Annotated in this window: 13 protein-coding genes; 8 read left to right on the top strand and 5 right to left on the bottom strand. The window is 34.9% G+C overall.

The window, feature by feature from the left end; all coding sequences use genetic code 11:
- Positions 1 to 226: 226 nt before the first annotated feature.
- Positions 227 to 1216, top strand: a complete 990-nt coding sequence (gene ribF, locus CKF58_RS06925) for a riboflavin biosynthesis protein RibF (protein WP_119532324.1) — start codon at positions 227 to 229, stop codon at positions 1214 to 1216.
- Between the two features lie 238 nt (positions 1217 to 1454).
- Complete coding sequence (locus CKF58_RS06930) at positions 1455 to 2522, top strand: PTS sugar transporter subunit IIC (RefSeq protein WP_119532326.1); 1068 nt, start codon at positions 1455 to 1457, stop codon at positions 2520 to 2522.
- Positions 2523 to 2660: 138 nt separating this feature from the next.
- Here CKF58_RS06930 and dapA read toward each other — a convergent pair whose 3' ends face one another.
- Entirely contained in the window at positions 2661 to 3563 is a 903-nt protein-coding gene (dapA, locus tag CKF58_RS06935; protein ID WP_119532328.1) for a 4-hydroxy-tetrahydrodipicolinate synthase, read from the bottom strand.
- A 322-nt stretch (positions 3564 to 3885) separates the two neighbouring features.
- Between dapA and upp the strand changes: the two genes are divergently transcribed.
- Positions 3886 to 4512 (top strand): uracil phosphoribosyltransferase, encoded by a 627-nt coding sequence (gene upp / locus CKF58_RS06940; protein WP_119532330.1) that lies wholly within the window; start codon positions 3886 to 3888, stop codon positions 4510 to 4512.
- Between the two features lie 66 nt (positions 4513 to 4578).
- Here the strand turns inward: upp and ribB are convergent, their stop codons facing one another.
- The 3 genes from ribB to CKF58_RS06955 form a co-directional block, all read right to left on the bottom strand.
- On the bottom strand, positions 4579 to 5235 hold the full coding sequence (gene ribB, locus CKF58_RS06945) for a 3,4-dihydroxy-2-butanone-4-phosphate synthase (RefSeq protein ID WP_119532332.1): 657 nt from the start codon (positions 5233 to 5235) through the stop codon (positions 4579 to 4581).
- Positions 5236 to 5474: 239 nt separating this feature from the next.
- On the bottom strand, positions 5475 to 6431 hold the full coding sequence (locus CKF58_RS06950; protein ID WP_119532334.1) for a ribose-phosphate pyrophosphokinase: 957 nt from the start codon (positions 6429 to 6431) through the stop codon (positions 5475 to 5477).
- 287 nt (positions 6432 to 6718) lie between these two features.
- Positions 6719 to 7921, bottom strand: a complete 1203-nt coding sequence (locus tag CKF58_RS06955; RefSeq protein WP_119532336.1) for a hypothetical protein — start codon at positions 7919 to 7921, stop codon at positions 6719 to 6721.
- A gap of 453 nt (positions 7922 to 8374) precedes the next feature.
- Between CKF58_RS06955 and murJ the strand changes: the two genes are divergently transcribed.
- The 5 genes from murJ (at position 8375) to CKF58_RS06980 (ending at position 19249) form a co-directional block, all read left to right on the top strand.
- Positions 8375 to 12481 (top strand): murein biosynthesis integral membrane protein MurJ, encoded by a 4107-nt coding sequence (gene murJ / locus CKF58_RS06960; protein ID WP_119532338.1) that lies wholly within the window; start codon positions 8375 to 8377, stop codon positions 12479 to 12481.
- A gap of 289 nt (positions 12482 to 12770) precedes the next feature.
- On the top strand, positions 12771 to 14813 hold the full coding sequence (locus CKF58_RS06965; protein ID WP_119532340.1) for a UvrD-helicase domain-containing protein: 2043 nt from the start codon (positions 12771 to 12773) through the stop codon (positions 14811 to 14813).
- Positions 14814 to 15117: 304 nt separating this feature from the next.
- Positions 15118 to 16233, top strand: a complete 1116-nt coding sequence (locus CKF58_RS06970; RefSeq protein ID WP_119532342.1) for a 3-deoxy-7-phosphoheptulonate synthase — start codon at positions 15118 to 15120, stop codon at positions 16231 to 16233.
- A gap of 121 nt (positions 16234 to 16354) precedes the next feature.
- Positions 16355 to 17854, top strand: a complete 1500-nt coding sequence (locus tag CKF58_RS06975) for a Bcr/CflA family efflux MFS transporter (protein ID WP_119532344.1) — start codon at positions 16355 to 16357, stop codon at positions 17852 to 17854.
- A 123-nt stretch (positions 17855 to 17977) separates the two neighbouring features.
- Complete coding sequence (locus tag CKF58_RS06980; RefSeq protein WP_119532346.1) at positions 17978 to 19249, top strand: polysialyltransferase family glycosyltransferase; 1272 nt, start codon at positions 17978 to 17980, stop codon at positions 19247 to 19249.
- A 97-nt stretch (positions 19250 to 19346) separates the two neighbouring features.
- Here CKF58_RS06980 and pyk read toward each other — a convergent pair whose 3' ends face one another.
- Entirely contained in the window at positions 19347 to 20789 is a 1443-nt protein-coding gene (pyk, locus tag CKF58_RS06985; RefSeq protein WP_119532348.1) for a pyruvate kinase, read from the bottom strand.
- Positions 20790 to 21270 lie beyond the last annotated feature (481 nt).

Genomic DNA, 21270 nt, shown 5'->3' on the forward strand with positions numbered 1-21270 from the left:
TTTTATTCTTCTTATTTACAGTAAATTACGAATAAAAGATATAGGGGTATTTTACCATATTCATCTAATTAAACTAGGTTCACAAGCATAAAAGTCAATTTAAAGACTATGCTCGTTAAGGCATAGTCTAAATATAAACTTGTGGTTTATGCTATAATTTTTAGCAAAAATAGATCGAACCTGAACTAGTTACAAGTATAACTAGTTAGTAAAATATAAATAAACCATGCGAGTATTTCATTCTTTTACCGAGATTGCGGCAGCTAAGTTGCAACAGGTATATTTAACTATTGGTAATTTTGATGGAGTGCATCTTGGACATCAAGCGATTCTTGCTGAATTAGATCGACGTGCAGCTGCAGGTAATGGACAAACCTTACTTGTACTCTTCGAACCGCAACCGCTTGAAGTATTTGCCAATAGTGTGCCCCGCATTTTTACCTTAGAAGATAAATTGCAAGCTTTAAGCCAACATCAATTAGTTGATAACGTGCTCGTATTAGATTTTAATCAAGAATTAGCTAATACCCAGGCGCAAGATTTTGTGGCAAAAATTTGCCAAAGTATGCAAGTGCATACGATCTTTATCGGTGATGATTTCCACTTTGGTAAAAATCGCCAAGGATCATTTAAATTACTTGAGCAATTAGCTCCTCAATATAATTACCAAGTAGATTTAATTGATACCATTAAAACGAGTGACGCAAGTGAGCAACGTGTCTCTTCTACCTTAATCCGCCTGTTTTTAAAAGAGAATAAATTAGCTAGTGCTAATAAACTTTTAGCTCAACCTTTTGCTTTTGTTGGAAAAGTTGAAGCAGGTATGCAATTAGCTCGTAAATTAAACTCTCCTACAGCTAATATGCCAATTAATCGTAAACTTTCTCCTTTACATGGTGTATACGCATGTTTAGTGCAAATTGAGCAAGATCCAACCTATTATGCCGGTGTCAGCAATATAGGTTTTAAACCTACGGTTACCGATGATCAAGCTCATTGGGTAGTCGAAACCTATATTTATAATTTTAGTGGCGATCTTTATGGCAAAAAACTCAAAGTAATTCCTGTTGAGTTTGTGCGTCCAGAACTAAAATTTGCTTCGATTGATGAATTAAAAGAATATATTGAAGCTGATAAACAATATGTAGAGAACTTAAATCTGCTTGAACAATTAAAAACTAAAGGTTTAGCGCAGCTTTTTGTTGATAAAAACTAATTCTTCTCAATTAGGATTGTTTTAATTTTAAAACCACAGCTAAGACAGATATTTTCAGTCTTAGTTGTGGTTTTTCTTGTTTAGATAAATTTAGATACTATTACTTGGTATCTACATTAATTTAGTGTATACTTAAAATTAATCCGCTTTTGTACAAAATGGTCGATTATTCTTTGGATTTTGGGCATTTAGTACTGTGGCACTTTGTATTTTTTAGAGTTTATGTTAGGAAGACTTTATGTCGGTTAAAGGTTATGTTATTAAAACCCTAAATGCTGGTGGGTTGGGGATTGTTATTGCGTTAATCCCAACTTCAATTATTGGAACTTTACTGAAACCTCTTGCTCAAGATTATCCTTGGATCGGTACATTTGTCCAATTTTGTACAGCGACGCAGTTTTTAGCTTCTGCTTTAGTAGGGTTTTTAGTAGGTCTGTTTTTAGGACAAAACCCAATTAAGAACGTTTCGATTGCAATAGTAGCTTTTTTATCATCAGGTGCTTTAGCCTTTACTACTTATTACACTCAAGACGGTAATCCGGTAGTCGTGCCAACACTTAAAGGTTTAGGTGACTTAGTAAATGCGATTTTAATGGCTGGTTTAGCAGCGTTTCTGTTTGTTAAATTAGGTAATGTATTCCGTTCGCTTGAATTAATTTGTTTACCGATTATTGGCGTATTTTTAGGTTGCATTGGACAAGTATTTGTCTTACCTGGAGTAAGCTTAATCACTACTTCACTAGCTGAATTAGTAGAATATTTAACTACCTTAAATCCAGTAATGATGGCCGTATTTATCGGGGCAATTTTTGCTTTAATTATTGTTTCGCCAGTATCGACTGTTGTGGTAGCTCTAGCAATCCAAATTAACCCAGTTAACTCTGGGGTAGCTAATTTAGGTATTACCGGTACAATGATTAGCTTATTAATTGGTTCATTATTTGTGAATAAACCAGGTATTTCTCTAACCATTGGTTTAGGAATTGTAAAAATGATGGTGGGTAACTTATTCCGCTATCCGATCCTAGTGTTACCTTTAGCTTTAACAGGTGCGATTACTGGCTTAAGCGGTTACTTCTTAGAAATTAAAGGGACTTCATTTAGTGCAGGTTTCGGTTATTCAGGTTTAATTGGACCGATAGCAGCTTATGACGCCTTTGCTTCTGCAGGTCAGGCTGGTGGAGCTATCTTAAGAATTATCTTAGCTTATGTAATTATTCCAATTGCTTCAGCAAGTTTAATTCACTTTATTTTCGTAAAAGTTTTACGTTTATATCGTCTAGATATTGTTCGTTACGAACCATAAATTGCAAAAGAGCGACCATTAAGGTCGCTCTTAGTTTATCTAGGTTAATTAATCGATATCGATTTACTTACTAGAAATGAATTAACAAATGTCTAGTCTATAACACTTGTTGTAATGACTAAATAATGACTAAATAATTTATTTTAGTAATTTAGCAGCAGTAAATACTTGCGTAACTTTTTCTTGTCCTGCTGGAGATAAAGCTACTAAAGGTAATCTTTGTGCTGGGCTAGCAATTAAACCTAATTTCCAAGCCGCCCATTTAGCTGGAGTTGGGTTTGGTTCAACGAATAATACTTTATGTACTTCAGCATATTGTTGCTCCATTTCTAAAGCTTTAAGATAATTACCTTCTAAAGCAGTGTGAACAATTTCAGCCCATGGTTTAGCCATCACGTTAGCTGATACTGAAATTACCCCATTAGATCCCATAGCAATAGCATCTAAAGCTGTACCATCTTCACCTGATAAATGGAAGAAGTTAGAGTCTTTAGTACGGCTAACAATTTGTCCTACACGGTGTAAGTCTGGATCAGCATCTTTAATACCAATCACATTATCTAATTGTGCTAAGCGTACTACTGTATCTACAGACATAGAAACTACAGTGCGTCCTGGTACATTGTACAGAATTACAGGCAGTTTAGTTGCGTCTGCGATAGCTTTAAAGTGTTGATAAATTCCTTCTTGACTAGGTTTATTGTAGTAAGGAACTACTGATAAGCATGCATCAACGCCAAGTTTTTCAACTTTTTGTGTATAGGCAATAGCCTTAGCCGTGCTATTTGAACCTGTACCAGCAATTACTGGGATACGTTTATTTGCATACTCTACTACTTTTTGGGTAACTTCTAATGCTTCTTCTTCACTTAAAGTTACAGTTTCACCGGTAGTGCCACATACTACGATGGCATCAGTACCTGATTCTACATGATAGTCAACTAAGTTTTTTAAACTTGAGTAGTCAACTTGGCCTTGTTCAGTTAAAGGAGTAATAATAGCTACAATGCTACCTTTAAAAATCGGATGTGTCATATACAATCCTTATTATCAACAAATTAAGTGCAATAAAGTCTTAAATGGCAATAGTTTGCCTGACTTCAAGATTAGAGAAAATTAAAAATTCTAAAAAGTCGAAGTTAAGTCTTAAAAATACAGGCCTATCTTGACATCTTCTATATTTAGGCAGAGCTAAATTTAGTAATACTATTATACTAGTTTCTTAAACCAAAGTTATACTAATCGCTATTTTTATAGATAAATAGGTGCGAAAGTGTGACTCATGATGCTATTTTTCTCCATCTATAGTTTTTATTTGCTATAATAAACTATAGTACATTTTTCTTAAACTAGGTAAGGCGTCATGCAAGTATTAGAAGTTAAGCATCCTTTAGTACAACATAAATTAGGTTTAATGCGTGCTAAAGATATTAGTACAATTGAATTCCGTACTTTAACCCGCGAAGTAGGATCATTATTAACTTATGAAGCCACAAAAGATCTTGAACTAGAAAAAGTAACTATTGACGGCTGGAACGGTCCTGTTGAAATTGAGCGTATTAAAGGTAAAAAAGTAACTGTAGTACCTATTTTACGTGCAGGTTTAGGTATGATGGATGGTGTTTTAGAGCACATCCCATCAGCGCGTATTTCAGTAGTAGGTATTTACCGTGACGAAGAAACTCTTAAACCAGTACCTTATTTCTCAAAATTAGCTGGTGATATTAATGAACGTCTAGCAATTATTGTTGACCCTATGTTAGCAACAGGTGGTTCTTTAATTGAGACTATTAGTTTATTAAAAAGCAAGGGTTGTACATCAATTAAATGTATCGTATTAGTAGCAGCTCCAGAAGGGATTAAAGCTTTAGAGCAAGCACACCCTGATGTTGAGTTATACTGCGCATCAATTGATGATCATTTAAATAGCCATGGTTATATTATTCCAGGTTTAGGTGATGCCGGAGATAAAATTTTCGGTACTAAATAAGATCATAGAGATAAAAAAAGAGAGGCAATGCCTCTCTTTTTTTATCTCTATAAAACGAGTAAATGCTTAAAGACTTGGGGTTTGATAACCATAGTTCTCTAAGTACCAAGTTAAATCATCAATAGTAATTACAGGGTAATTAAATTTAGCTCCGAAAGCAACGATTTCTGGAGCTCGTGCCATAGTACCATCATCATTGGTAATTTCACAAATTACACCATAGTTACCACGTTGCGCAATTTTACAAATATCAATTGAAGCTTCAGTATGTCCACGTCTGCCTAATACCCCTTGAGGATTAGCAATTAAAGGGAACATATGACCCGGACGATGAAGATCAGCCGCAACTGCACCTGGTTTAACTGCCGCCTTAACCGTTGTTACACGGTCGGCTGCACTTACACCAGTACTAACACCTTGCGCCGCTTCAATAGTTACGGTGAAGGCTGTTTTATTCACAGAAGTATTGTTATCTACCATGTAAGGTAGTTCTAAGCGTTGTGCTAATTGCGCATCAATACATAAACAAACAATACCACTACCGTAACGAATAAGTTCAGCCATTTGTGGGACAGTAATATGTTCGGCAGCAAAAATTAAATCGCCTTCGTTTTCACGATTCTCGTCATCTAAAATAAGTACTCCACGGTTTTCTTGTAGGGCTTTAACCGCATCTTGAATACGACTTAAAGGAGTACCCGCTAATTTAAAACTTTGTGTCATGGGTTAAAGGGGGTAAATACCCGAAAAGATTAAACTAAATTTTAAGTAAAAACATTATCTAACCTACAGTCTATTGAGGTCGGATTGCGATTATTATACCATTTTTGCCTAACCTACAAAGATAAAAAATCAGCATTTGCAAGTTTTACTCGAGATAGCTCAGTTTTTTCAAAATAACAAAAAAGCCACTATGCCTAACATAGTGACTCTTTTTAAGGTATTTTACTCTTCTAACTATCTTAGCTTAAAGAAGAGAACATTTCTGAAACGCTTTCTTCGTTGTTAATACGACGGATAGCTTCTGCTAAAGTTGTAGCTAAACTTAATACTTCAACTTTACCTAAAGCCGCAACTTCTTTACTTAAAGGAATTGAGTCTGTAACAACGATTTTTTCTAATAAATCAGATGATAATTTTTCTACTGCGTTACCACTGAAAATACCGTGTGACGCATAAGCAAATACACGTCTTGCACCACGATCTTTAAGTGCTTTAGCAGCATTTACTAAAGTACCACCTGTATCAATAATATCGTCGATTAAGATACAGTCACGATCTTTTACATCACCAATAACGTTCATTACTTGTGATACATTTGGAGCTGGACGACGTTTGTCAATAATAGCGATTTCTGAATCGTTATATAAACGCGCCATTGCACGTGCACGTACCACCCCACCAATATCCGGTGAAACTACAATTGGATTTTGGAGGTCTGAAGTATTGTGTAAATGATCTACTAATAAATCTGTAGCATAAATGTTATCTACAGGAATATCGAAAAATCCTTGGATTTGTTCAGCGTGTAAATCAACAGTTAATACACGGTCTACACCAGCAACTTGTAGTAAGTCTGATACTAAACGTGCTGTAATTGGTACACGTTGTGAACGTACACGACGATCTTGACGTGCATAACCAAAGTATGGCATTACTGCGGTAATACGTCCAGCTGACGCACGACGTAATGCATCTACCATACAAAGCACTTCCATTAAATTATCATTAGATGGAGAGCAAGTTGATTGAATTAAAAATACTTCATCGCCACGCACATTTTCATTAATCTGTACATGTACTTCACCATCACTAAATTTATCTACAGTTGCTTCTGCGATTTTAGTATATAGGCGTTTAGAAACTTTTTCTGCTAGTTCTTTTGAAGCATTACCAGCAAAAAGCTTAATGTTAGCCATTGTAAAAGACCTCAAAATGGTTTGGTTTGCTTTGTGTCTTCTTATTATATATTAAAGAGGATAAAAATGATAGAAAAATATCAAATAGCAAGTGTTACCTAGCCTAAAAGTTGCGAATAATTACAATTAGCAGTCAATTACCAACTAAACAAATAAACAAAAAGCCATAACCAGAAGAGTAAATATTCTAGTTATGGCTAAAATTATTATCGGTTTTCCGAATAAATTTATTGAGAAAATTGTATGTCTTATAGGAGGAGTTCTCACCTATTTAAGTATTGAACTTGCTATTTAGCAGCTTGTTCACTTTTGTCTGCTTGTTCGTCTTTTGCCGCTTCTTGCGTAGTAGATTCATCTACTTTTTCTTCATTTTGTGGTTTTTGTTTTTCAAGACTAACAACATTTTCAGACTTAGCAGCGCTCGTTTCTTGTTTGTCAGTTGCTGCTTGTTCTTTTTGTGCTTGATCTTCAACTTTAGCTTTAGCTTCTTCTTGTTTTTCGCTAGTTGTAGAGATTTCTTGCTCTTCTTTTCTTGTTGCTTTTTCTTCAGCTTTAGGAGAGCTTTCTACTTTAGTGCTTGTTGTTGCTTTAGCGCCAAAACCATTGTTTTTAACCGCAGCAATCACTTTTTCTTTATCTTTTGGAGGTAAAACTGCCACAAGAATACCTAACACAATCATAATGATTAGGTTAATTACTAATAAAATTGGAAGTAAGAGGTAAAGAGAATTATTAGTAACTGTTGCTTGATATACTGCAGCAAAGGTTGCTGAGAAAACTTGTGAATCAAATAAATCAAGGAAGAACTGTAAAATGGTGTTAAATACTAAATAGAAGAAAACAATCTGGCTAATTACTTTCTTGCCAAAGAAACTAAAGATTCTTCGTGCAAAAATCGCATTAAATGGGAATAGGATTAATAGCAGGATTAAATTATTAACTGTTCCTGCGATAAAACCTGTTTCGAAGAAAAATCTAAAGATAAAGCCGAACACAATCGTAAAGAGTAAAAATAAGAAAAAGTCTTTACGAGTTTCGTAACCACAAATTGTGAAAGTGTGACGTGCTTTTACTTGATAAAAATCCCACACTTTTTTCAGATAACTTTGCGGTAGGTTATCAAGGCGTCTTTGCCAGAAATTATTAAAGCCAACTGAATGCTTACTAATTACCGGAGCATTAATATCTTTATCTGTATTGTCATCAGCTTCGAGGTCTTGAGCAAATTTAAATAGTTTATTACGCGTTTGATTAGCTAGTTCGTCAAGCTGTGCAATTAATTTTTTATCTAAACCATCTAAGTCTTCAAGAGTTTTACCACTTTTAACTTGTTCGCTGAACTCATTAACTAGATCTTTTACCTTAGTTACAGTTTGTTCAACTTTTTCTGGTAAATCACCGTTTTCTTTTTTGTACTTATCAATTAGACGAAGTACTACTTTACCGTGAGAAAGTAAATCCTTTAAGTAGCTTTCAGGTCTTTCAGTCATAATTATTCCTTTTAAAGTAAAACGAGCAAAAAGAGTGAAAAGAATAAATACTATATCTATCGCAAAACGAAGTATATCTATCCCTATAAAAGTATTTTATCGAAAAATCATGGAAAAAGCATGGGCTTATTTCAAATTTATGTCACGAGACACTCTTTTGGTAGGCATAAAATAATTTACGACTTTAAGTAAAACTTAAGAGGAAAGAAAATATAAGGCTTGTATGCGAGGGAAATGAAAGGTATTTGCCAAATAACCAACCATGATCTTTGTAAGGCAAGGATAAAGGTTTAAGGCATTTAGTAATGTGTGCAGTATCCTAAAATAGGAGAAATTACGGTATAATGTAGGTTTAACCTTGTTAAAATTTATCTTCTAGTTAGCTTTAACAATTATTCTGGAATTACTTAACGGATGTGGTAATTCAGAACGTGGTAATTAGCATTTACGCATATGAAAAAAGTTAATAATCTACTAAAATCAGGACTCATATTTTCTTGCTTTACTTTATTTTCACGTATTCTTGGTTTTATACGTGACATGGTAACCGCCAATTTACTTGGATCGGCTTCGGATATTTTTGTCTTTGCACAGCGTATTCCGAATCTGTTTCGTCGCTTATTTGCTGAGGGATCTTTTTCTCAGGCTTTTATTCCTATTTTGGCGAAATATCAAGATGAAAGTAAAGAACAAATGCGTTCATTAATTGCTAGTGCCATGGGTTGGCTATCAGTAATTACGCTTGCAATTACGGTTATCGGGGTGCTAGGTAGTGGTTACATTACTATGGCTTTAGCTAACGGTTGGTATCAAGATTGCTTGAGCTCAGGTAGTGATAAGTATGCATATGCCTCGTTCTTACTGAAAATAACTTTCCCTTATCTTTTCTTTATTTCTTTAGTCGCCTTAAGTGGAGCAGTATTAAATGTAATAGGAAAAGTATGGTTATTCTCATTTACACCAGCAATTTTAAATATTAGTTTAATAGCCAGTGCCTTAATTTTACCTGGCTATCTAGGTATAGATGTTAATCTAGCTCTTGCTTTAGGGGTATTTATCGGTGGAGCTTGTCAGCTCTTAATTCAAATTCCTTACCTCTATAAAATAGGCTTTTTAGTAATGCCAAGCCTGAAAATTACTCCAGGCTTAAAACAAATGTTTAAAAACATGGTGCCTGCCTTAATTGGAGCTTCAGGTTCACAGCTTAATATGCTAGTAAATACTATTGTGGCTTCATTTTTTATTGCTGGTAGTATGAGTTGGCTTTACTATGCAGAGCGTTTATTAGAATTACCCTTAGGGATTTTTGGCGTGGCAATAGCAACTATTTTGCTGCCAACTCTATCACGTAAAGTTAAAGCTTATCAAAAAGATAATACAGCCGAAAATCGTTTAGCTTTTAGAAATGCTATGGATTGGGGGGTGAAAATGATTTTTATCATTGCTATCCCTGCAACTTTATATCTAGTATTTCTTGGTCGTTTTATTATCGATATTCTATTTTTCCACGGTCGTTTTACTCTTAATGATTTAGTAATGACTAATACCGCGTTAATTTGTTTTAGTTTAGCAACCTTACCTTCAATGTTAACTAAAACTCTGTTAAACGGTTTTTACGCGCATGAGAATACGAAAACACCAATGTATGTAAGCTTATTTACTATTGGTGTAAATATTGTTTTAAATTTAGTTGCTCTACACATTAACTTCTGGTTCTTAGCATTATCAACTTCAATCTCTGCATTACTTAATGCCGTGATTATTTATGCTTTACTAGTTAAGAATAAGTTTTATAGTTTTAGTAAACAAGCGTGGCTAACTTTACTACGTGTAGTGTTAGCTGGTATTGCTCTAGGAGCAACTTTACTGTTCCTACCACAAAGTTATATGGTATGGATGCACTTAGGAATTATTGAGAAAATTCTAAGTCTTGCAGCCTATGGCATTATTGGAGGGATTGTATATTTAGCTATTCTTTACCTTACTGGTTTTAGATTTGGGCATTTACGTTACATTGAGCAAGTAGCACAAGTGGTTAATTCTGGTGATAATACAGAAATTCAACCATCGATCTTAACTAGTGATGTAACTAATCAAATAGTTGAAAGTACAGCCTTACAACAAGGGATTGAAACTACAAAAGAATTAGTAGAAGTTGATGGCGTATTAACTACAGAAGATATAGCTAACCAAACTCAAGCGCAAATTGCAGATAAAGCAAAAGTAGGTGCAGAAAATGAACAAGAGCTTGATAAGTCTAATGCACAGAATGCTCAAAATACTGACGAGTCGAATACTCTTAGTTCAAGTGCTGAAACTGTAGTTAACAATAATTCTAAAGCTAATAGCCGTAAAAATAAAATCAAAACTCGTGCAGCTAAAAGTCGTGCATCTAGATCAGCTTTAGAGAATCTAAATATTACGCTTAGTAAAAATGTTAAAAATCAAGCTTCAGCAATTCTTACGGCTAATTCTTTAGAGGATAAAGTAATTGCTGCTGTAAATAATGAAGCTGATAGTATTGAACAACATCAAGCGCAAACAGCATTTAAAGATAAAGAAGTAAAATATACAGCTTCTGAAATACAAGAAACTTCTCAAGTTGCTAATCAGCAAGTAGAAGTAGCACTGGAGTTAGAAAAGCAACAAGTAGAAGCTGCTCAAGAACTTGCGAGCCAACAAGCAGAATCAACTCAAGAAATTGCTAACCAGCAAGTTGAAGCTACTCAAGAACTTGTAAGCCAACAGGCAGAAGCTGCTCAAGAACTAGCAAACCAAGAAGAAGCTACTTCAGTTGTAGCTGAAGAATCAAAAGTTCAAGAGGAGACAGCACAAGAGTCAAATGCACAAAATACAGTTGCGCAAGATCTAATTACTCCTGCCCAAGCAACCTCTGTATTTACTAATAGTAATGCTGAAGTTAGTGCTGAAGTGTCTGAAGCACAATCTTATGCGCTTGAAGAACAAGCTGTTGAGCTAGTTGCTACAGAGCAAGCTGAGAACAAGCAAACAGAGACTACTCAAGAACAGCCTAAAGAGAGTTCTACGGTTATAAATAGTGAATTTACCCTAGGTAGTACTTCTAACATGACTGCTGCTCCAAAAGATTCTTGGCGTAATAAAGCGGAACAAATTGTTACGAATAATGCTTATGGTATTGGTCAATCAGTTGCAACTACTGAAATGCCAGATCTTGTTATTACTTCATTTAATACTACAAGTAATGAACATGAGCAACAAGTAACAACTTTATCTTCATTAACTAATCCTCATCAAGACATTGATTTAATGACTTTTGATTTTACGAGCGATGAAGAGCAGGCACAAATTATTACTCAAGAAGCAGATAATCAGGTTTCGGTTTTAGAAGATCTATTGCATTACACTAAAGAACAAGTAAGTACTTTAGAAGAGCAAGCTGTTTCCAAGCTAGAAACTACCCAAGCAACAAAAGCTGATAAGCTTGTTGAGAATGTAGATGAAGTAAATGCACAAGAAGATACAGCTCAGGTTGTAGATTCAACTAATCAACCTACGCAAGCTGATCCTGTTGCTTATGTAGATCCTGTTGAACCAACTTCAGACTCAACCTCTGAAGTACCGAACAGCACTTTAGCGGCTAAAGCTAAATCACACTCTTTAAAAGAAATTAATTTAACTACCTTAGATAAAGATGGAAATAAACCACAGGGTAGAATTAAAATCGAAGTGTGTGGTAACTTAGCTTTAATTCCTGAAGCAGTTGAACATCTACATTTGGTGGAAATTAAAGACTTTGCACGTAATTTAGCTTCTTCTGAAGATCGTAAGTATTTCTTACAACTTAAAGAGAGTAATCCATTACTCGAAGAAAAACCTTCAGCCGAGCTTTTACGTAATAAACTAAATCCTCGCGTGCAAGAAAAAATTAAAGTTAATAGCGAGTCAAGCTTTTTCAAAATTATTGATAAGCGTAATAACCGTACTTTAGGAGCTCTGCGTTTAGAAGGTGCTAAACACCAAGAAGCAGCACAAACGCAACCAGAGTTAACCACCATTATTATTAATAGTCAGTTAGTAAGACATCCTAATTTACGAACACTTGCTGCTAAACAAAATCTCGAAAAAGAAATCGCTCAAGCAATTAAAGAACAAAACAGTAAATCATCTACTGATTTAGACTTAAATGCTATTGATTTTGACTTTAGTGAGGAACAAGGAAATAAAGTTAACACCATGCAGTCAAATACTGCAAATTTAGCTACTACACCTGAAGAAGAGCTAAATTTACAATATGACTTAATGAGTGAAGAAGAATTACGTCACGTATTAGCATCACAAGCTAATAAAGCTAAAGACAAAGAACAAATTGTCGTTGATGCTCGTAAATTAATTCGTGATGAAATTCTTGAACTAAATCTTGGTAGAAGTAAACTAGCTACTAATGCTGAAAAATATCTAACCCAAAAGAGTTTAACTCGTAATCAAGAAGATATGTCGCAAGCAGAACAAGTGGTTAGTAAAAATACTCAAGATCAAAGTTTCCACAAGTTTGTGTACAATCCAAACAAGAAAAAATAAAAAGCTAATCCCCAGATGTTTCTGGGGATTAATTTCACTTTAAATCGGTAGTGCTTAGTTTTAGGTAAAGCAAAAAGTTAACATTAATCAAGGTTTTATTTATTCACACTTCGGCAGTTAGGTAATATGAGGCGCTTGCGAACTTGTTAATTTTGAAAGCGCTTAACTTTCCTAAAGTTAAAGAAATTTATGTTTAAAAGCCGGAGATGAATTAGGATTTTTTGCTACAATAGTTGCCTACTTAAACTCAATTTTCTATAAGTTTTTTAATTATTTATTATTAAAAACTATGCAGTTAAACCCACAACAACAGCAAGCCGTTGATACAATAACCGGTCCATGCCTCGTTATTGCCGGCGCTGGTTCAGGTAAAACCAGGGTAATTATTAATAAGATTAAAAACCTTATTGCCCATGGAGTTCCGGATAAAAATATCTATGCCGTAACCTTTACGAATAAGGCGGCAGCAGAGATGCGTGAAAGGTTAAGAGCTGATCTTAAAACTAAGAGCAAAGTTAATATAAGCACTTTCCACACTCTAGGACTAGACTTTGTTAAACGTGAATATAAGTTATTACGTTTAAAAGAAAAAGTAATTCTTGCTGATACGCACGATCAACGAGTATTACTACGTGATCTGGTATTGCATTCAGAAATAAAAGAAAACATTGATGAGCAAATAACTTCAGTACAAAACTTTATTTCTTTAGCTAAGAATAAATTACTCTTACCTGGAGATATGCCATCAAATCCTTTAGATTTTACAAAAAATCCAGACTATATCCAGAACTATAAATACTATTGCAAACTTTATCACTATTATTTTCAGTATATGCAAAGTATTTCTACTTTGGATTTTGATGATTTAATTTTATTACCTACAACTTTATTACGTCATAACGATAAAGTTAGAGCTAAATATAATAAACGAGTAAAATATCTGCTCGTAGACGAGTATCAAGATACTAATACCAGCCAATATGAGTTTGTAAAACTGTTAGTGGGTGATGATCCAAACTTTACAGTCGTAGGTGATGATGACCAATCTATCTACTCTTGGCGTGGAGCACAACCGGAAAACCTAAATCGTCTACAAGAAGATTTTCCTAATCTGCAAGTAATTTTCCTTGAACAAAACTATCGTTCGACCGAAAATATTCTGACCGCAGCTAATGAGTTGATTGCTAATAATCCACATATATATCATAAGTCGTTAAAATCGGTACATGGTAAAGGGGATTTGATTAAAGTTATAGCTCATGAATCTCCTGAAGAAGAAGCTTATGCAGTCGTAGAAAGCATTATTGAGCATAAAGTTAATCACAATACTAATTACGGTGACTATGCTGTACTTTATCGTGGTAATCACCAGTCTCGCTTACTAGAAAAAGAGTTTGAGAAAAACGAAATTCCTGTAGCGATTAATGGTGATGCTTCGTTTTTTGAAAAAAGTGAAATCAAGGATTACATTGCTTATTTACGTTTACTATGTAACTTTGATGACGATAAAGCTTTAATGCGCATTATTAATGTGCCGCGTCGGGAAATCGGTAGTAAAACGGTTGTCGAAATTGGTGAGGTTGCAAAAAAATATAACTGTAGTTTTATGGACGCTTGTCTACACGAAGACTTATTAAGTCGTATTCAAGGGCGAGCGCTGCAACAACTGCAGAACTTTATGGATTTAATTTTCCATACAGCTGAACAAGTGCATGAAACAAATGACTTTTTCGTCCTCAAACGCTTTTTTGACGAACTAGAGTATCAAGATTTCTTATACGAGCAAACGGAAAATAAAAAAGAAGTCGAAGCGCAACTACAAAATATCTCAATTCTCTTAGATATGATTCGTCGTTGGATGTCAGATGCTTATGGTGATCCGATGACGCTTAACGAAGTTGTACAACGTTTATTCTTACGTGAAATGTCAGCAAATCAAGCTAAAGAGCATTCTGAAGAATTTGTGCAGTTAATGACGATTCATGCTTCTAAAGGATTAGAGTTCCCTTACGTACATATAATTGGTTGTGAAGAAAATAGTATTCCTCATAAAACCTCGATCGAAGAAGGTAATATAGAAGAAGAACGTCGTCTGATGTACGTAGGTATTACACGAGCGCAAAGAGAGTTAACTTTAAATTACTCGGTAAGTAAAAAAAGTTCAGGTGGCGGCTCAACCGAGTTAGTAGTCTCACGCTTTATTAATGAGTTACCTGAAGAAGTAATCGATCATCAAGAGCTAACTCCAGAACGCCGTGAAGAAAAGAGTCAAGAGAACCAACTGAAAAAAATGGATAAGCTATTATCGATTTTACAAGCTAATGAGCAGTAATTGCTTAAGTTAGATAGACTATCAACTAGTTTGACAGTCTAGCAAGTAATTAGTTCCGTTGAGTTTAGTGTCATTGCTTTTCTTGATAATCAACTCACGATTAATTTTTATCTTATCCCTAATTGCAGCCTTTGCTAATTTTGCCAAACCAAGATTTTGTAAAAGTTAGCAAAGGCTTGCTTTATTTGTTAAAATATAAGTGTCGTAATTGTAGTGCCTCGAAGTTTGAGGTGCTTTATTGTATATAAAGCTTGTATTAACTAATATATGAGTTAAACCTCTGTCTTAGAGGTATTTTTTATCTATGTCAACTGCAACAATTTCAAAAAAAGGTGATTTAAATTTTACTAACGATAATATCCGAGTTAAGAAAATTCGTGATATGTTATCACCTGTATCAATTATTGAAAGATTCCCTCTTTCTAAAGAAGGAGTTGATCGCGTAGCTAAGACACGTATTGAAGTAGCAAACATCCTGCATGGTAAAGATGATCGTCTATTAGTAATTATTGGACCATGTTCGATTCACGATGTTAAAGCTGCCGAAGAATACGCTAAACGCTTAAAAACCGAAATTGAGAAGTATCGCGATACTTTATGTATTGTAATGCGTGTATACTTTGAAAAACCAAGAACTACAGTTGGTTGGAAAGGTTTAATTAATGACCCTTATTTAAACAATACTTATCAAATTAATGATGGTATTGCTTTAGGTCGTAAAATCCTTGTAGACATTAATGAATTAGGTGTACCTACAGCTGGTGAGTTTTTAGATACAATGTCACCACAGTATATTGCTGACTTAATGTCTTGGGGTGCTATTGGTGCACGTACTACTGAATCACAATTACACCGTGAATTAGCTTCAGGTTTATCATGCCCAATTGGCTTTAAAAATGCGACTACAGGTTCAGTACAAGTTGCGGTTGATGCCATGGTATCAGCGTCTTACCCACACACGTTTTTAGGTATTACTAAGTTTGGGCAAGTGGCAATTATTGAGACAACTGGTAACCACGACGTACACGTAATTTTACGTGGTGGTTCGAACGGTACTAACTATGATGCCGAGTCTGTACAAAAAGTGGTAAATGAGTTAGAAAAAACTCCATTTACTCCTGCGGTAATGGTTGACTGTTCACACGCCAACTCATCAAAAGATTACCGTCGTCAAAGTATTGTCTGTGCTGATATTGCAAACCAAATTAAAAATGGTTCATACCATATTAATGGGGTAATGATTGAATCACACTTAAAAGAAGGTCGTCAAGATTTAACTGAAGACAATATTAATTCTTTAGAGTATGGTAAATCTATTACCGATGGTTGTGTAAGTTGGGAAACTACTGAAGAGTTATTAGCAACTCTTGCGGCTGCTGTTCAAGAGCGTCGTACTAAATTTCCACGTACCAATGACTAAATTTTCTATTTAAGCCAGAAAGGGAGACCTTTTTGGCTTTCTTTGTTGCAAATATTTTTTCTTACTTCTCATAATTTTAGGTATAATTACAAAGCTTTTTTAAATAGCAGAATAATTATTTATGACAAATAACTACCAACAAACAATTTTAAGCTCTGAACAAATTCGCCAAAAAATGGCAGAATTACTAGCGCAAACGAATGTTGAAACTATTAATCAACAACGTCGTGAGCTAATGGAGAAAAAACTCCAAGAATATCATGAGTTTGCTGATTCATTATCAGCTGCTCAAAGTTATCAAGGGCATAATAAAGCACAAGATCCTGATCTAAAAGAAGTTAGTCATGTTTTATCTCCTAAAGATAATATTGAACAACTAGATCACCAGCATAAAAAATATATTCAAAGTAAGCTACCTGGACAATGGTTAGTAATTCTAACTTTCTCCTTAAGCTCGATGCTCTTACCATTTTGTATTGACATGTACTTAAGTGCATTTCCTAAAATGGCAAATGAGTATCAAGTAGGTTTAAGTGATATTGAGTTTTCTTTATCCATTTACTTTATAGGGATCGCCTTAGGGCAATTGCTGTTTGGTCCTTTAGCTGATGCCATTGGACGTAAAGGTATTACTTGTGTTGCTTATGCGCTCTTAGCGGTTTCGTCTGCAATTATTGCTAATATTGATGACTTAATGGCTCTGTATACCTTACGCTTTATTCAAGGCTTTTTCTGTGCTGCCATTATTGTTACTTCTACCTCGATCTTGCGTGATATCTATGAAACCGTAGACTTTGTGCGCATTAACGGGATTATTACTTTAATCTTCTTTGCTGCGCCATTCTTAGCGCCATTAATTGGTTCATATATCGCAGTTTTAAGTTCATGGCACTATATTTTCTATAGTATTGGAGCTTTAAGCTTAGTATGTTTAGCTCTGTTCATGAAGTTAATTCCTGAAACGATTAACCCAGCGTTTAAACGTAAAATTGATTTTAAACATACGTTTAAAACTATGGGGGGCATTATTGCTGATGGTCGTTCATTTTGGTTAATTATGCTTATGTCATCTTCTTCGTGTGTAATCTTTGCATACGTATCTATGGCATCAGGCGTATTCCAAAAATTCTACGGCATTAGTGAACAAGTGTTCCCTTACCTATTTATGATTAATATTGTGACTCAAAGTCTATTTAACATTTTTAACACTAAAATGGTTAAATACTTATCGCCGCAAAAATTACTCTTAATCGGCATGGGGTGGACATTAATGGCTGGTCTATTTAACGTTATTGCTCCAGCATTTGGTATAGGTTTTTACGGTATTCTGTTTGGCATTATGTTAGGAATGTCAGCAAGTCCGTTAATCTTCTTAAATGCGATTGCTCTTTATCTAGAAATGCACTATCGTCATTCAGGTACAGCTTCGAGTTTAGTAAATATTTCTCGTTGGATTTTACCAGGAGTAGTTACTGCTATTGCCCAACGTATAGATCCATATCGTGGCTATACCATGCTTATGGTAATGGGTATTTTTAGTTTGTTAGTAGTGTTAAGCTATTATTTATATACCGTTTGTCAAAAACGTGTAAACCATAAAGCTGCTAACACTCCAGCATAAGTAAATAAAAAAGACATTAGATAATCTCTAATGTCTTTTTTATGGCTCATATTTAGGTATGTGCCGCCTTTATGTGGTATTCTATAGGCAAAAATAGCTAATCAGAATCTTGCGTTGTATATTATGACTAAACCAACTTTACCTCGTGCTCATATTTTCTTTGTGCACAGTCCAATTACAGCCGTAACTACCAAATTAACCATCGAACAAGCTAATCTGCCACGTGAAGATGTATATTTAATTATTCGTGAAAACGCTTACGATTTAGTAAAAGGTCTTGTTCCCGATCAACAAATTCTCTTTGTGGATAACTATTGGTTAACTAGCCATGAGCGTGGTAAATTTATTACGCAACGTTGGGGATATATTCTTTTAGAGCGTGCGGTGATTCAAGCGGTACAAACGTTAATCACCGGAGAAGATGCTCAAGTATTATCAGAGCTAAGTTATGGTGGGAGCATTGAACGTATACGCACTACGCGCGAGTTTTCACTTTATGTCGCACACTTAACCATTGATATGGTTTATGCCTTAGTAAAATCTCCAGAGTGTGTAGAAGTTAATCTAATCGAAGAAGGTACTTTACACTATGTAAACTATATGTATAGTGAATCGTTCCTTGAAGAAGAGAAAACTCCGATTTTTGCGCTCGATAAAACAGGCATTGAACAACGTAATACTTACTATAGTTACTTACTTGCTGAAGAAGAAAGCGAGAGTAAAATTAAAAAGTGTTATGCTCTAAGTGACGAAGCTTTCTGGCTCTTACCTTATTACGATTCTCTTGTAAATGTAGAAAAAGTATTACTTGATATTAGTTCACTAAAAAATCCTGAATACCAATCTTATTTAATTAAGCACCAACAAGAGCAATTATTAACCAATCCGCAACTGGCTAATGATAAAGAATATCAAGCACGAGTAAAAGACCCTGCCGATATTGCTCACTATATAAATGTAGTAGTCTTAGAAGCTGAAAAAGGGAAATTTATTGCAGAGGATAACTTTGTTAAATCACAAGTGGAAATTTTTAAGCGCGTGTATGACCAAGGGATTAAATATGTGCAGTATAAATTCCACCCAGCCAGCTCTCAAGAAGTACGTCAACAAATCTTAGAACAAGTTAATAATTTAGGCTTAGTCGCTCAAGAAATTCCTAATCATGTAAGCTTAGATCAAGAAGCATTTGCTAATGCCGAAAAACAAATTATGTTCCATGGCATTCAATCATCAGTACTTTTATATGCTGCTATAGCAGGACAGTATGTGATGACATATCAAGATATTCTAGCCGATGATCCAAGCTATATTGAAATGCTTGAGCTCTTACCAGAATCTTTATCGATTAAGATTAACAAAGCAGCGAAATACCACTTTGTGAACGTCACTAGCTAAAACAAAAGCAACTGAAGATTTAGCCTAAAATAAAGCATAAAAAAATAGACCTCGTTAAAGGTCTATTTTTTTGTTTGGAGTAAATTGTAATTCTTAATTAGTCTACGATTAATACGCGAGCGCAGTTTGTAGAACCTAAAGTTTCAGCATCACCTGAAGTTACGATAACTTTATCACCTTTGCTGAATAAGCCTTTATCACGTAACATATTAATTGCTGTACGAATACCTTCGTTTGAACGAGTGTTACCATCAAAGAAGTAAGGGTAAACACCACGGTATAAAGCACATGTACGTAATACAGTTTGGTTTTTAGATAAAGCGTAAATTGGTAATGAAGAGTTTACACGAGATGTTAATAATGCTGTACGACCTGAAGTAGTCATAGTAATGATACCTTTAACACCTGGTAAGTGGTTACCTAAGTGAGCAGCTGAAATCGCAATAGACTCTTCGATTGAAGTGAATTCGCTTTCAATTACGTGTGTAGTTGAAACTGAAGGTAATTTTTCCGCACCTAAAGCAACTTCTACCATTGTACGAACTGTTTCTGCTGGGTAATCACCTGCAGCTGTTTCAGCTGAAGTCATCACTGCGTCAGTACCGTCAATGATCGCATTCGCCACGTCCATAACTTCTGCACGTGTTGGGAATGGGTTTTTGATCATTGATTCCATCATTTGGGTAGCAGTAATGATTACTTTACCGTGTGCACGACAACGTTCGATTAGTAATTTTTGTACAGCTGGTAATTCTGCATCACCGATTTCAACCGCTAAGTCACCACGCGCAACCATGATTACGTCAGAAGCACGAATCACGTCGTCCATAGCTTCAACTGTAGCTACAGCTTCAGCACGTTCTACTTTAGCAACGATTTTCGCATATAAACCAGCTTCTTCAGCTAGGCTACGTGCTAAATCTAAGTCAGCACCTGTACGTGGGAATGATACCGCTAAGTATTCAACACCAATACGAGCCGCTAATTTAATGTCTTCACGGTCTTTAGCAGTTAATGCTGGAGCAGTTAAACCACCACCTTTTTTGTTGATTCCTTTATTGTTAGATAATGGACCAGCAACGATAGTCGTACATTGTACACGGATACCGTCAGTAGCATCTACTACTAATTGTACATAACCGTCGTTTAATAAAAGGATATCACCTGGTACTACGTCTTTTGGTAATTCTTTATAGTCAATACCAACTGCTTCTTGTGTACCTTCGCCACGACCTAAAGTTGAGTCAAGAATAAATTTGTCACCAACATTTAAGTGGATTTTTTTGTCATCTTTGAAAGTAGACACTCGGATTTTGGGTCCTTGTAAGTCACCTAGAATAGCAACTTCACGTCCTAATTTTTTTGCAATTGAGCGAACACGTTCAGCACGTTCAATGTGTTCTTCAGGTGAACCGTGGCTAAAATTCATACGAACTACGTTAGCACCTGCTGCGATGATTTTTTCTAAGTTATCACCAGCATCAGTTGATGGACCCATTGTACAAACAATTTTCGTACGGCGTCTTCTAATCTCAGACATTATAATGCTCTCCAAATTATTAGCAGAAGTCTAAATAAGAAAAGATGTTGAACTCCATAGATGACTAGAGTATGTTATTCTTGGTTGAATAGCGTAAGTAATTACTTTGACGCTAATCGTAACAACAATAGAGTTCGTATTTATATAATCCGGGCATTAAGCGACTTCACAGTGAAACTTAATGCGATAGTAAAATAAAAAGAGTTTCACAAATTTATCAAGAAAATTATAGTGATTTAAATTTTCAGCAAAGCTAAAATTAAGGAAAATTCTCTATTTATTTCGTTGCATATTTTAGCATAAGTTAAGCTCTAACTTTTAAATTTTTACAGTTTTGCCTAAAATTAGTATTAGTTTAATAGTGGCAATAGTTAGCGATAATTAGGCTTAAAATCTTCTTTAGCTTAAGCAATAATTATTTACGCCAGTATCTTTTACTAATTTAAACTTGAGTAGCTTGTAAGGTTATGAAGTGTAAACT

Origin of the sequence: Psittacicella hinzii (assembly GCF_003585935.1) — a bacterium.
Classification (GTDB): Bacteria; Pseudomonadota; Gammaproteobacteria; order Enterobacterales; family Psittacicellaceae; genus Psittacicella; species Psittacicella hinzii.